Genomic DNA, 13,395 nt, shown 5'->3' with positions numbered 1-13,395 from the left:
TCGGGTTTGGATAAGAAATCAAGCATCTTCAATGGCGATTGGTATAATATGATCCCACCACGTATCATCAATCAATGATGTCAACACATGATCCTGCCAGACTCCATCAATCATTAAATAACTCTTGGCATAACCTTCCCGTTCAAAACCTAATTTCTTAAGTAAATTTCCACTGCGATGATTATGTGGCATGTAATTAGCCATAATCCGGTGCATTTTCTGCTGACGCTGCATATAGCGGATTGTCGGTTGCAAGGCTTCATACATTAACCCTTGCCCTTGCCATTTTTCGCTCAAAGAATAACCAAGATAACAGGAATAAAACGCCCCTCGCACAATATTCGTGAAATTAGCCACTCCCATTACTTCATTTTCATCAGGACTCAATAACAAAAAATTAAATGCCGATCCCTGCCGTTGTAATTCCGCAATATAATTCAGCCGATTTGTCCATCCGGAAGGTTGATAAAAACTGCCATCCCTGCTGGGTTCCCACGGCTTAAGAAAATCTTTATTTTTTGCATAATATTCAGCCAACCGACAGGCATCCCATTCATATACCACACGAACAACCATTCTGTCCGTAATAAAGCGGATCTTGGGAGATGTAGAACGATAACCAAACATGTTTTCTCCTGATATTTACCTTGGCAGATTTTCAAATAATTTAACGCCTGCGACATTTTTTATCACCAGACAACGATAAAAAAATATCATCTATACCCCCTCTACCTTAATGACCAAAATAAGTCCAAAATAACCAGCAATTCATATTCATCTTTTCCCATATTTCAAATACTTCAATGGTGCAAAATGTCACTAGTTTCACAAGCACGTAACTTGGGTAAATATTTTCTTTTGTTTGATAATTTATTGGTTGTTTTAGGATTTTTCGTTGTTTTTCCCTTAATTTCAATTCGTTTCGTCGAACAACTGGGTTGGGCAGCGGTGATTGTCGGTTTCGCACTTGGCCTGCGTCAACTGGTCCAGCAAGGACTGGGTATTTTTGGCGGCGCTATTGCGGATAGGTTCGGAGCCAAGCCAATGATTGTCACAGGCATGTTGCTGCGTGCACTGGGCTTTGCCCTGATGGCGATGGCATTTGAGCCGTGGATATTGCTCCTATCCTGTATTCTGTCCGGATTAGGCGGAACCTTGTTCGATCCCCCCAGGGCGGCATTGGTCATTAAATTAACCCGCCCACATGAACGTAACCGCTTCTATTCACTTCTATTGATGCAAGACAGCGCGGGTGCGGTCATTGGTGCACTGATAGGAAGCTGGTTGTTACAGTATAATTTCAATCTTGTCTGCTGGATTGGCGCAACCATTTTCGTATTGGCCGCCCTGTTTAACGCTTTATTTCTTCCCGCCTACCGTATTTCAACCATCCGGACACCTATCAAGGAAGGTTTGGGGCGCGTGATTAAAGATCGCCGGTTCTTTTACTATGTACTGACATTAGCGGGTTATTTTGTGCTATCAGTACAAGTTATGCTGATGTTTCCGATCATTATCCATGAAATTTCCGGTACAGCCACCGCCGTTAAGTGGATGTATGCCATTGAAGCCGTGATTTCCCTGACGCTGCTCTACCCTATCGCACGCTGGAGTGAGAAATACTTTCGCCAAGAGCAACGTTTGATGGCGGGGCTGTTTTTAATGAGTCTCTGTATGTTCCCAATAGGTTGGGTCAATCAATTGCATCTCATTTTTGGCCTGATTTGTCTGTTCTATTTGGGCATGGTTACGGCAGAGCCTGCACGTGAAACGTTGAGTGCATCACTGGCTGATCCACGGGCACGGGGAAGTTATATGGGATTCAGTCGCCTGGGGTTGGCATTGGGAGGCGCATTGGGCTACACCGGCGGTGGATGGCTCTATGATACCGGCCATGCCTTGGGTATACCGCAGTTGCCGTGGCTCCTGCTGGGACTGGTGGGGTTAGTCACCATTTATGCCCTGCATCACCAATTCAACCAGAAGAAAATTGAACCAATCATTATCAACAAATAGTCAATAATATTCCCAAATTGTCGATGACTTCTTATTCCTCGCACAGCGAGGAATAAGGGCTTAAACAACAAACAAATTAAATAATAAATGGTGTAAAATCCGCCCATTGAAAATAGAAGGAGACAACATGCGAAAATTTTTCTTCGGGGCTGTATGGGTACTGGCAGGATTAATCAGCGGCTGCGATCAATTCAAGGAAGTCAGTATCAACGAAGGCTTGCTCAATGATTATTTATTAAAAAAAGTTCATTATCAAAAGCAAATTAACTTGCCCGCTGCGACCACCGCCAATATCACACTGGGGGATTTAACCAGTCAGATTGGCCGCCAAGATCCGGAAAAAATGGAATTATCAACGCTGGCAAAAGTTCAATTAGCCACCTTACTGGGTACAGTCCAGGCTGATATGAAACTGACCATCAGCGCTAAGCCGATATTTAATGCGGAAAAAGGGGCTATTTTCATTCAGGGGCTGGAAATTGTGGATTACCAGACCACGCCAGAAAAAGTGGCCACGCCAATTAAAGCGTTGCTCCCTTATCTGAATAGCTCTTTAAGTGAGTTCTTTGATACTCATCCGGTTTATGTTCTGAATCCAGAAAAAAGCAAGGCTGAAGCGGCTGCCTTAAAATTAGCCAAAGGATTGGAGGTTAAACCCGGTAAGTTAGTGATTGATTTAGACTAATAAATACACGCGTTTTAAATAAAAAGTTCCAGGGAAGGATAATAATCACCATAGGGCAGAAACCTGCCCTTTAACTCACCTAAAAGCATCTTCCGATTTGATATTTGAACAAAAGCATTACCGCTACTCATTCTCCTACTACACACGTACAAGGCCAAGCTCGCTTACCGCCTGAATTGAATAACGTTCCTTTACAATTTCACCATTGAAGAATACGACGCAATGGTAATCTGGTTCATTCTTGAATATTCTAAAACATTGATTCGAGACATATGCAAAAGCCTTCTCTCCTCCCACCATAAAATAGTTCCACATAGCTTCGTCGTCTGGGCGACTTGTAACAAGGTTCCCTGCATATGCTCTGACGTAAACATTTTTCAAATGCCTGGATAATTGTGAACCAAAAGAGGATGATCTATCCAGTTCCTCTCCCCAATGCTGCGTATATTTATTATTGGAATCGGGATCAGCTGAATAGCAAGCAATCAGTCTGACGCTATACAAACTGGTAATAAGAGTCCATGCTGGGATAAATCGGGCAATCTGCTGTGGGTCATAGAACCGGCCGTCCATCTTGATACGGGGCACTCCAAGCCTATGCCTATATCCATGACTCACAATGGTGAGTCGAGTTTTGCCTGGTGCTTTGCGGTGTGGCTCTGAGAATACACTTGAGTCTGGGTATACACGGATTAGTCTCATACTGGTGCCCTCTTTCTTTTTTCAGGAACACAGTCAACCTACTCTCCTTGCGCTATTGTGTAAACTTTATCCTACTCTGAATATTGGTGCCCCTTCCTCAAATTCCACACCGAATCCTCCGGCATCTGGACACGGATGTCTAATCGGCAACCTTCGGGAATATCACACGGTTTCCCATCAGCATAAATGAACGCATTTGTTCGGTGAGAGTTGCCTTTTGCTGGCGTAATTCAAGTAGCTTTTTCATGGTGTTTTATGGTTGATTTTTATATGCGTTAAACACTATTTAACATCATGAAAAATGATAAAAGCCCCTGATATTCAGAGGCTAAACTAGCAAAAACATGAGGACGGAATATTTACAAAAATTTTCATTCAGTTAATGGAAATATTGCAGTACTTTGCTCCACCATTTTTTTTCTTTCACTGGTATAGTATAACTCCCATCGAAAGGCTCACCGCTAATAAAGAACCGTTCATAGTATTCATCCCCTTTAGAAATATCAGGCAATATATATTCAGAACCATAAATACCAATAGAGTGCGGCATACAAAAAGGATCGCTTTGCCCAATATAATTATTATCTTTATCATAAAGAACTACATATGTAGGGAGTTCGCTTACCACCCAAAAATATAATCCGAATAGATTTATTGGAGCAGGATAATAATATTTAACCATAAAGTCATTATTTTTTGAATCGGTCACATAAAATGAACCAATTGTAAATGTGACATGTGATAAAAAAAACCACCATAGAAAAAATATGGCAATAATGCCATATTTCATTAATTTAATTGCTCTCATATATCACCTGGTGTTCACTTGGCGGCTCAATCCAATAAACATCCGAAAAAACAATATAATCACCACCTTCATTATGCTTTCTCTGCCAAGACCTAAAATCTTTATTGAATACAGGAACATAACCTTTATATTCTTTATACAAGGTTCTCCAATCTTTAAGTTTATAAGTGGTCATAAATTTTAATATATGTCCATAGCCGAGAATATCATTTCGGCTCCAGATGCCTAATGGCTCATAGTCTCCAGAAAAATTATATGCATCTTTAATATAAAAGCCTATTTTATCAACTACAAATCTATTTTTTTTCTGTGATAAATCATAATATCCACGTACACAAAGATTTAAACTACCCTTGCCGATAGCTCCTCTTAACTCATCAATTGCATCATAATTACCGCCAAAGGTTTCCACGTTAATCTGGCTGGTATAATCAATATCAATAATATCACTACCATAGCCAACATATATTTCTTTTTCTGATGATGATTTAACCAAATTTCTTTTCAGTAACCTTTTAAAGATACTATCGTTAGAGGCTTTATTACCTAATTTTTTATTTATTAATATATCTATTGCATCCTGTACTTGTTTATAATTTACTGCCCAGTTCATTTTAACAATGGTGTCATTGTATCGTTCTTTTGGAATGTCAATAGATTTTCCTTTCATATACGTATTTCTTAAAGCATCATCCATTTCAAAAGCAGGTTTAGTATTAAACCAATATTTCATTAATTCAGATGCTATACTCCAACCCATTTTATCCATTACATCGGGAATCTGGTTTAAATAAAATATATCCATTTCCAACTCTGTAACCTCACCACCTTTGACAGTTTTAGTTTTTAAAATAGCCATAATTAAATCCCTATTTTTGTCTGATATAAATACTCAACTTCAATAGTTTCTTCTTTTTTTGTTTCAAACTGTTTTGTCGTACCAGATGTTTTAAACATATCCTCTATTAATCCTTTTTCTGTTCTCACTCCATATGCAATATTTGGGCAAATATCTCCCTGATATTTAAGTTTAAATTTTTGGCTAAATAAAAAAGCTGCAACTGTTTCAATCAATGGCTGAATGTTAGAAAAACCAGAAAGTAATGGCCTTTCCTCTTCACGCCCCTGCAATTGCGATATCGCGTAACCCGTTGTCCCTGCCGCACGATGTGTGAATGATATCGACTTATAATCAAGCTGCACCGTTTCATACGGGATCTGGTCATTATCATCAATTGAGTGCGGGTAGTGACAGGAAAAATCAACAATGGTGGCGCCTGTCAGTTTGATTTCGTAAAAGAGTTCGAGCTGTCCGGCCTGATTAGTGCGGTAACACTTAAAAAGGGCATCCAGCAATTCGTTTTTGTCTATCGCCAACCCCAGCAATGGGGAGGATTTATCAATGGGTTTGGTAAAGTTGACCGGAAGGTGATTGACGTTCTGATCGCGTGTCATTCCATGTCTGATATGTAATACCTGTATTTCATCTTCCCGCCCGGCCTGATAGCGGTTACCGATAGATTCGGGGGTTGAACAGCCCGCCGAGATTAAGCCTTGTTTCTTGCCCTTTAACGACAAGTAAATAAGATATGACATTCCTGTCTCCTGTCATCTGATTTTCAATGGATGCTCATTACAGCATCAATCAAACAGGATATAACAGCAATGCTTATCTATTCCAGCATGAATAAAAGATCACCAGAAAAATTGTGATTAACCTCTCTTCTTAAGTAAAATCAGATAATTACCTAATTTAAATTTCAAATAGCGCCCTAATAGAAAAACAAATTGATACATAAGGTGTACAGTGAGTGCAGAATTTAAAAGCAACTATACACCCATTATATTTGGATACATGATTATCAATACAGTAATAAGGGCAGATCATTAAATAACCTGCCCTTATTTTTTATCCCATATTAACCGATTGTTATCGATTGATAGATAAGACTGATGGATTTATTTAATCAGTATCCAATTCTTCACGTAACGCCTGCAAGGCTTCTCGGGTCATTACCGCCAGTGTCCGATAAAAACCACTCGTTGCATGAGCTTCAACTTTACCGAGAAAGTGCCCGCACCAAGGCAATAAGTACTCATCAAACAACTTAATTTGTGCCTGCACTTCATCTTCCGCCGCCTGATCTTCCAACCAAGATGCGGCCAACAATAACGCGCCAAATTGATCAGCAGGAGCATCAGACAGAGGCATACCCCGCTCCACTAAAAACTGACGTACCTCGCTTTCATCCTTATCGGTATAATCAGAGCGGCAGACTGCAACGCTCGCAGATTCGCCGGTAAATAAGGCATGATAATCCGCTTCAATCACCGATAATTCACTGTGTTGCTGTAACCTGTCCAACAACGCATCCTGCTCCAACGGCCATAATGGTTTCAATTTTCCCTCCGCAATCATGGTGATCACGGGTTGCAAAACAGGATCTTGTGGTGCCCGGTTAAACAATGTTCCCAATATGCGGCAAACAATAGAAAATTCGTTCATAGTTTTATCCCCCCAATAACTTATCTAAATAGTGAATCACGTTATTGTCCCTAATTGCCTGCCTTGCTGTAAAGTAACTTAATAACCGAGGGTCATATCAACGAGGCCGCTGGGGGATTCACCTTTTTCGATTCGCCGGATATTTTCACAAATGATATCCATCGCTTCATCAGGCATCGTTTTTGCCGCAATATGTGGCGTGATATTGATACGCGGATGAGTCCAGAAGGGGTGAAGATTTGATAAGGGTTCTTCAACAAAGACATCAAGCGTAGCACCGGCAACATAACCTTTATCAATGGCAATCAGCAAATCTTGTTCCACGAGTTGGGCACCGCGGGCAATATTGATCACATAGGAACCCGATTTTAATTGCTTAAATAATGAAAGGCTTAAAATACCCCGTGTTTCTGGAGTGTCCGGCAGGATATTAATCAACACCTTGCATTCAGAAAGAAAATCGCCTAACTGCGCTTTCCCATAAAAACTCTCGACATGATCAATTTGTTTTGGCGTTCGGCTCCAGCAGCGAACACTAAAATCAAATTCCCGCAATTTTTCAATCACGCTACGTCCCAAAACCCCCGCTCCCAAGACACCAATAACAAACTCCTTTCGATTATGGGGAGGCACCGGATGCCAAAGACGCTGTTCTTGATATTGTTTATATTCGTCCATGTGGCGGAAGTAGTATAAAACGGAAGAAACCACATATTCCTGCATTTGCCGAGCCATTCCGGCATCTTCAAGACGGATTAATGGGATCGCTTCCGGTAACGTACCCGGATTTTCCAATTCTTGATTAAGGATGGCGTCCACTCCCGCGCCAAGCGAAAATATACCTTTGATATCCTGACGGTTAGCCAGCATTTCATAGGGCGGCAACCAAACTAAAGCATAATCAGCAGGCGCATTATCACCACTCACCCATTGCCGGACATTCGCTTCGGGTAATCTGGTTTGTATTCCTTGGATCCATTTATCAGAATTAAAATGAGAGGCAGGGTGAAAGAAAATGATGTTCATAAAATTTCATTCCTTTTTGTTTTTTAATAGAGTTAACTTATTGCTGAACGGTTGCAAGCCTCTGGTAGAAAGAGAGGAATGAAAATATTGATAATGTTATCTGGTTAACAAATTTGCTGTGATTTATTGCAACAAAAGCCATCTTTTACTCTCGAAACCGACTACTGAGCACACAAATTGTTTTTTATTTGTCTAATTGGTCAAAAAGCCTGAAAAAATCGTCATAAGCCTGTTGACGCCTGCCCTGCTTTTCCCTATAGTAGCGCCCCGTTGCAGCGATGAAGCCAAAAGAAATTTCTGCAATAACAAAATATGGTGAGGTGTCCGAGAGGCTGAAGGAGCACGCCTGGAAAGTGTGTATACGTGAAAACGTATCGAGGGTTCGAATCCCTCCCTCACCGCCATTTTTTATGGGAAAGCCCGAACATCAGTTCGGGCTTTTTTATAGAAAAAAGGAAAATATAACTTAGCAGAACTTATCCCAACTACCTTTATCTGTTATTTCCCCCATTTCTCCATTTGGTAAAATTTCTCGTATAATATAAGGACACATCCCATTACCATCTTTGTCTTTACTCTGGAGATAAATAAATTGATCACTACCAGTAACATATACAAATCCTACATCGTAATGACTATCCCAATAACCACTTTCTACAATCTCTTTATGTCCTTTTTCATCGATTTTCGCAATCATCCAATAAGATTTAGGCGTACTTTGTGATTTATTAATAAAACTCTTGGCTAATCCGAAAATATACTGCTCTTCCCCAAGAGCAAAAGGAAATATTAATTCATAGAAATTTGTCCATTTTTGTCCTGTAGATATTTGCTCTCCTATCTTTCCACCTGACACAAATTTATGTACCGTTACCAGATGATCACTCTTATGTTGACGGAAAAGATACTGTTGATTATTAATGGAATAAGTAAAAACCGTTCTAATATACTTTCCATCGGCAGAAGGAGAATTTTCACAATCCAGATTACGCTGAAAATGAATTTGTTCGATTGCGTGAACTGTTTTGTTGGCATCCAGGAAACCCGTTAACGTTACCGTTTCACCCTCTTTATTAGTATCATAAAGTTCAAAAGTTGCATTTCCTGATGTATCAGTAGTAACAGAAGTCGCTTGAACTTGACTCCCTTTCTCAAAAGATGCCGAGCCTGTAACACTTAGATCTAACTTACGATTGGCAATATTTATCCCTGAACCTGTTCCTGTAAGGATCGCCTTAACCTTATTACTCTGCACACCATCCGCCACTGCATGGTCATTAATTACATTAAAATTAAGTGAGTAATGTGCCGTAGTCCCGAAATGATAGGGTTGTACAGCAATTTGTCTACCAGTCTCCTGAAGAAAAACAGTCAACTGACCATCACCAGCACCAGCCGGACCTACGATCGAGACAGAGGCTTCTCCTGTGCCATCTGTCTGACAAGATAGTTTTTTTTGGCCTGACTCCTGACCATTAATGATAAAGCTACCTAATGAACATTCAACAATTAACTCTAACTTATCCAATGCAATAAATTCGTCATAAGCTAAAAACTTAATATTAGTAGCTGGCCTTCCTTGAAAGAGATCATAAGATTGAAAAAATTTCACTGAAATAGTCATATTATTTTACCCAAAATGTAAGAGGAACGACGAAGACAATAGTATTTCTAATAAATTAGATAAAAATACCGCTTATACTAATAGTAAAATCATAGCGAACAAATTTCTTGAATTTTAATATGCAAACTAATTTCATCTCTTTTTTATTTGTATCAAAAAATAACAAATAACTACTTTTAATGATTTAATTTTACATAATAAAACAGGAATCATTTTTGCTTTAACATTATATTTAACATGGATCTTTTATCCACTTTATTTTTTATCTAACATTTTATCACCCTGCGCTTTGATTCATATTATTTATATCAACCAAGTGGTACTATATTGATTTACTTTCACATTGTGAATATAAAGATCATAAGATAGCAACTCAATATTATTGAGCTTAAGATAAATTTGATATCCTGCCCCTTAGATTAACCATATGAAAACAAAAAGCCAATGATAAAAAATTATCAGTTGATAGCTTTTTATTATAGATTGTTTTTACATGTTTATTTACCGAACTCTAATAATTAAAATTTTCAAAAAAACAACTAATTATGCCTTATGAACTTCAAGTTGCAGATCATAAAACAAAATCCGCTGATTATCTCTTCCCTAGCACCAATAAAGACTAAACTTTTTCACGTAATTCCTTGGCAATATTGCCTTTACATCAGGTTCTCCCGGTTGGCTAATTTCAATCGCGACCATCACCTCAGAAAATGAATAGACTGACATTTTTTCTCCTCATTAGATCATGTGGGCATGAATGGTAGATTAACAATAAAAACCGGGAGATAGCCAATTCATTCGGTTGCAGAACAGGCACTCATAAACGACACATACCTGTCAGGCTTTTTTGTTATTTCTATAATAGGGAATAAATAAATTAAGTGTCCCGCCCCAAAACACACCATCGGTCAAACCACAGATAAATCCAAATATCACATTAAAATTGAAAGAATATAACAACTCAGAGTGAATACTCATCATGGCAGAAAGAACAAACTTCACGATAAAAACGATAACAATCAGAATCAAAGTTAAAGGCGTTCCCGAACGGATGATTAGGCCATTTTCATTATTTTTTCTTAATCTTGGTTGGTTACGCCATAAGCCCCACCCGATAGTTCCTCCCACAATGATCCCTGCAATCAGTGCTAAAAATGCTGAATCTGAGAATGTCGTTTCATTTAATACACTGTAAATAGCCCATATAAAAAATAATATTGGCATAAAAAACAGCCGATCAAGACGCATTTCTCTGTCATATAACGCTTTGATACCCCGTTGAATCAGAAAAATGAATAAAATCCAAACCCAGATAGGCGTACCTTTAATAATGGCTAAAATTGACATATCATTTCCCATTTTAACGAGCGTTAAGCTCTTCATATTTTAATAAAACAGACCATCACTCATGTTTACTCACCATTAAGCGATAAGAAACTATCGATTCTTACTATGATATGAAGAAGTCATTCTGTTCATATCAACTGCCAATGACAGGCCAGATTAAAAGTAACATACATAAATAATACCAAATGTAAACCACCTCCATTTCACACTGACTTTTTTCTTGACGATTTATCAAAAAATATGAAGAATGTCGCCGATGGTAACTTGATCCTGCCATTAACTTCTCTCTTCTCACTATATAGGGGATATGCGGTGACATTTTTAGGAATAGTCAACAGCAAGGAACATAAGACATGGAAACATCCAACGCCCTTTCTCCCTTGTTTTCATTTTTATGAAATTCATGAATCAAAACCTATCAAAGTATCTTCAGAAGAAATAATTCACACTGTAAAAGATTTTGAAACGCCTGATGATTTATTAATTAAAATCCTGTTAGCCATTAGAAATGCTCCAGATTATTTCCTGAACAGAATAAAAAGAAAGAACAGAAACCATGAATTTGGTTTAAAAACTTTTACCGTACTGAATGAAAACAGCCATGAGATATCAATGGGATTGACGGGTCGATTTTGGCAAATGGATTTAGGTATTATAAAACAACCTAATCTGGAATCATTTATTCACTTTGATGACAATAAATCAGCCAAATTGGTATTACGCTTTTTCGTTAAGGAACATCTTGATGGTTATCGTTCACTGGTAACGGAAACATTCGTTTTTTGTCCCACTAATAACATTAAGAAAATATTTACTCTTTACTGGCTCATCATCAGACCCGCCAGTGGATTTATCCGCAAAAGAATGCTGTCGGCAATTATTAATAAATTAAAAAATAAATATGCCTGAGTCAAAATCAATTTTCTTGCCAAGGAAATATCATTATCAGGCATAATAGATTCAGATAATTAAGATTAATGTTTCCTTAATCCAAAGGACATACTCGAATCATATGACCATCAGGATCTTTTACCAGAAAAGTACGGCCAAAAACGTCAGTATAAGGTTCCTGCTTAATTTCAATGTTTGGATTCTGTTGCCATTGCTCAAAAAGCTGATCAACTTCTTCGCCAGAAGGTAACATAATGCCAATCTCTGAAAACCGTGGCGCGGCGTTGTCTGGCTTAACACCTCCACTCCAAATCGCAAAAATCGCTTCTTTGCCCGCAGCAAAGGCCACATAACGCGGGCTGGAAAAAATCGGTTCAGCATTAAAAATAGTGGCATAAAAGGCAGTAGAACATTCGATATCAGAGACATAAATCAGTTGAAGATTAGGTTTAATCACAGAAACGGATTGTTCTGTCTCAGTTTTTTCAACCACCGCCTTAAGCCTTGAAAGTGTTTCAACCAGATCTTGTGTCACTTGCTTAAAGAAACTGACAGCCTGAGCATAAGGAATATTGTTTTCAGGTGCAAAAGAAACACTCACCTGAATACCATTTGCCATACCACTTTCGTCGGTCAGAATTTGGTGACAAAAAGTTAATACTCCCATCTGTGGCAGCTTAACCTGATCAGTAAATTCTTTATTGACTTCAATCTTTGCAAGATAAAAACGAATTTCCGGCATCCCCCTTAATACCATCCTGCCATATTGCCCCGTTTTCACTTCGCCTTCGAATTCAAAAGACTCAAGATCAATCTCCCATTTTTTCCGCAAATCAAAATCGACATAGTGGGCCCAAATCTCAGACGGCTTTGCATTGATCGATGTAGAAAAAGTCAGGGTTAACATAAAAGACTCCAACAGTCAGATAGTTGATTCAGCACATTAAGAGCCCTCAAAATAGCAAGCCTAAGTGACAGTTTTTGTCAGTAGCTAATGCGGTATTTTTTCCGTTTCCCGCCACTCTTTAAGCAACGACTGCCTTGAACGGGGATAACACTGTTGTTCTATCTTCAAATGGCTCATTCTGTCCGACCTGAAATGGCGAAATGTTTTTCTTAATTCACACCAGCCAATGACAATACTGATATTGTCAAAATATCCCAAGGCAAATGGCCATATTGTTCTGGCTGATTGATTGTTTTTTAGATCTAAATAAGTGAAGGTGATTTTATGCCGATGACTGATCGCTTGCCGTATGCGCGGGATATCAACCGAAGGTTCAATTTTCGTCGCTGCTGGCCCAATTAATAATGAGTTTGTCTCAAGACATTGCCTAAGTTCTGTTGGGATCACTGCCGCAATTTTACTGATTGCACTATTTGCTGATGCCTTTAACTGTGGATCGGCGCGTCTGGCGACCCAACTCGCCCCTAACGCCAAGGCTTCTATTTCATTTTGTGTCAGCATCAATGGGGGTAAAACAAATCCCGGTCGTAAGACATAACCTATCCCCGCTTCCCCTTCGATTCTTGCACCTTGAGTCTGCAAAGTTGCAATATCACGGTAAAGTGTTCTTAAGCTAATATTTAACTTCTGCGCCAATACTTTTCCCTGCACGGGAAAATGATAGCTACGCAATATTTCCATCAGGGTTAATAAACGCTGTGCCCTAGACAATGTATCCTATCCTTAATTAACCAGCCAAGTCACTCAAACTTGTAAAATTCACTATCACTCCATAATAGCGTTTAAACGATAATCTATTTTATTTGATTGCGCTTTTTTGTTA

Annotated in this window: 14 protein-coding genes, 1 tRNA gene and 1 pseudogene; 4 read left to right on the top strand and 12 right to left on the bottom strand. The window is 38.9% G+C overall.

Annotation, left to right across the window (positions count from 1 at the left end; all coding sequences use genetic code 11):
• Window positions 1-18: 18 nt before the first annotated feature.
• Window positions 19-627 (bottom strand): ribosomal protein S5-alanine N-acetyltransferase, encoded by a 609-nt coding sequence (gene rimJ, locus XDD1_RS09370; protein ID WP_045970612.1) that lies wholly within the window; start codon window positions 625-627, stop codon window positions 19-21.
• 186 nt (window positions 628-813) lie between these two features.
• Between rimJ and mdtH the strand changes: the two genes are divergently transcribed.
• The gene (gene mdtH / locus XDD1_RS09365) at window positions 814-2,016 is read left to right on the top strand and encodes a multidrug efflux MFS transporter MdtH (RefSeq protein WP_045970610.1); all 1,203 of its coding nucleotides are present in this window, start codon (window positions 814-816) and stop codon (window positions 2,014-2,016) included.
• A gap of 127 nt (window positions 2,017-2,143) precedes the next feature.
• Window positions 2,144-2,701 carry a lipoprotein gene (locus XDD1_RS09360; protein ID WP_045970608.1) on the top strand — a complete coding sequence of 186 codons (558 nt, stop codon included), beginning with the start codon at window positions 2,144-2,146 and terminating at the stop codon, window positions 2,699-2,701.
• 138 nt (window positions 2,702-2,839) lie between these two features.
• Here XDD1_RS09360 and XDD1_RS09355 read toward each other — a convergent pair whose 3' ends face one another.
• From XDD1_RS09355 to XDD1_RS09330, 7 genes and pseudogenes are all read right to left on the bottom strand, one after another.
• Entirely contained in the window at window positions 2,840-3,289 is a 450-nt protein-coding gene (locus tag XDD1_RS09355) for a hypothetical protein (RefSeq protein ID WP_167541629.1), read from the bottom strand.
• Between the two features lie 185 nt (window positions 3,290-3,474).
• Window positions 3,475-3,591, bottom strand: a complete 117-nt coding sequence (locus XDD1_RS20465) for a phage tail fiber protein (protein WP_456243157.1) — start codon at window positions 3,589-3,591, stop codon at window positions 3,475-3,477.
• Window positions 3,592-3,782: 191 nt separating this feature from the next.
• Window positions 3,783-4,211: a DUF6201 family protein gene (locus XDD1_RS09350; protein WP_045970604.1), complete on the bottom strand. Its 429-nt coding sequence runs from the start codon at window positions 4,209-4,211 to the stop codon at window positions 3,783-3,785.
• Window positions 4,198-5,070 (bottom strand): DUF6402 family protein, encoded by an 873-nt coding sequence (locus XDD1_RS09345; RefSeq protein WP_045970602.1) that lies wholly within the window; start codon window positions 5,068-5,070, stop codon window positions 4,198-4,200. The genes XDD1_RS09350 and XDD1_RS09345 overlap by 14 nt, the downstream gene beginning before the upstream one ends.
• A gap of 278 nt (window positions 5,071-5,348) precedes the next feature.
• Window positions 5,349-5,807 (bottom strand): annotated as a pseudogene (locus tag XDD1_RS19935) (Hcp family type VI secretion system effector); the annotation flags it as partial.
• Window positions 5,808-6,174: 367 nt separating this feature from the next.
• A complete protein-coding gene (locus XDD1_RS09335; protein WP_045970598.1) occupies window positions 6,175-6,717 on the bottom strand; it encodes a TorD/DmsD family molecular chaperone in 543 nt (180 codons plus the stop codon).
• A 78-nt stretch (window positions 6,718-6,795) separates the two neighbouring features.
• Complete coding sequence (locus tag XDD1_RS09330; RefSeq protein ID WP_045970596.1) at window positions 6,796-7,743, bottom strand: 2-hydroxyacid dehydrogenase; 948 nt, start codon at window positions 7,741-7,743, stop codon at window positions 6,796-6,798.
• A gap of 314 nt (window positions 7,744-8,057) precedes the next feature.
• Between XDD1_RS09330 and XDD1_RS09325 the strand changes: the two genes are divergently transcribed.
• Window positions 8,058-8,147: transfer RNA gene (locus XDD1_RS09325), tRNA-Ser, on the top strand.
• A gap of 62 nt (window positions 8,148-8,209) precedes the next feature.
• On the opposite strand, the gene XDD1_RS09320 is transcribed toward XDD1_RS09325, so the two are convergent.
• Both XDD1_RS09320 and XDD1_RS09315 read right to left on the bottom strand, forming a co-directional pair.
• Window positions 8,210-9,367 carry an Ig-like domain-containing protein gene (locus XDD1_RS09320; protein WP_045970594.1) on the bottom strand — a complete coding sequence of 386 codons (1,158 nt, stop codon included), beginning with the start codon at window positions 9,365-9,367 and terminating at the stop codon, window positions 8,210-8,212.
• A gap of 837 nt (window positions 9,368-10,204) precedes the next feature.
• Window positions 10,205-10,714: a DUF6622 family protein gene (locus tag XDD1_RS09315; RefSeq protein ID WP_045973439.1), complete on the bottom strand. Its 510-nt coding sequence runs from the start codon at window positions 10,712-10,714 to the stop codon at window positions 10,205-10,207.
• Window positions 10,715-10,954: 240 nt separating this feature from the next.
• Here XDD1_RS09315 and XDD1_RS09310 point away from each other — a divergent pair, with 240 nt between their 5' ends.
• The gene (locus tag XDD1_RS09310; protein ID WP_148885973.1) at window positions 10,955-11,623 is read left to right on the top strand and encodes a hypothetical protein; all 669 of its coding nucleotides are present in this window, start codon (window positions 10,955-10,957) and stop codon (window positions 11,621-11,623) included.
• 76 nt (window positions 11,624-11,699) lie between these two features.
• Here the strand turns inward: XDD1_RS09310 and XDD1_RS19930 are convergent, their stop codons facing one another.
• On the bottom strand, window positions 11,700-12,512 hold the full coding sequence (locus XDD1_RS19930) for a VOC family protein (protein ID WP_231854489.1): 813 nt from the start codon (window positions 12,510-12,512) through the stop codon (window positions 11,700-11,702).
• 84 nt (window positions 12,513-12,596) lie between these two features.
• Entirely contained in the window at window positions 12,597-13,283 is a 687-nt protein-coding gene (locus tag XDD1_RS09300; RefSeq protein WP_045970590.1) for a helix-turn-helix transcriptional regulator, read from the bottom strand.
• Window positions 13,284-13,395: the final 112 nt, after the last annotated feature.

It is taken from the genome of Xenorhabdus doucetiae (assembly GCF_000968195.1).
In the GTDB taxonomy this organism is placed as follows: Bacteria; Pseudomonadota; Gammaproteobacteria; order Enterobacterales; family Enterobacteriaceae; genus Xenorhabdus; species Xenorhabdus doucetiae.
This window is presented reverse-complemented; position numbering and strand designations above follow the sequence as displayed.

Coding starts and splice junctions, on each gene's coding strand:
- rimJ (WP_045970612.1), bottom strand. CDS start 627: ATGTTTGGTTATCGTTCTACATCTCCCAAGATCCGCTTTATTACGGAC.
- mdtH (WP_045970610.1), top strand. CDS start 814: ATGTCACTAGTTTCACAAGCACGTAACTTGGGTAAATATTTTCTTTTG.
- XDD1_RS09360 (WP_045970608.1), top strand. CDS start 2,144: ATGCGAAAATTTTTCTTCGGGGCTGTATGGGTACTGGCAGGATTAATC.
- XDD1_RS09350 (WP_045970604.1), bottom strand. CDS start 4,211: ATGAGAGCAATTAAATTAATGAAATATGGCATTATTGCCATATTTTTT.
- XDD1_RS09345 (WP_045970602.1), bottom strand. CDS start 5,070: ATGGCTATTTTAAAAACTAAAACTGTCAAAGGTGGTGAGGTTACAGAG.
- XDD1_RS09335 (WP_045970598.1), bottom strand. CDS start 6,717: ATGAACGAATTTTCTATTGTTTGCCGCATATTGGGAACATTGTTTAAC.
- XDD1_RS09330 (WP_045970596.1), bottom strand. CDS start 7,743: ATGAACATCATTTTCTTTCACCCTGCCTCTCATTTTAATTCTGATAAA.
- XDD1_RS09320 (WP_045970594.1), bottom strand. CDS start 9,367: ATGACTATTTCAGTGAAATTTTTTCAATCTTATGATCTCTTTCAAGGA.
- XDD1_RS09315 (WP_045973439.1), bottom strand. CDS start 10,714: ATGTCAATTTTAGCCATTATTAAAGGTACGCCTATCTGGGTTTGGATT.
- XDD1_RS09310 (WP_148885973.1), top strand. CDS start 10,955: ATGAAGAATGTCGCCGATGGTAACTTGATCCTGCCATTAACTTCTCTC.
- XDD1_RS19930 (WP_231854489.1), bottom strand. CDS start 12,512: ATGTTAACCCTGACTTTTTCTACATCGATCAATGCAAAGCCGTCTGAG.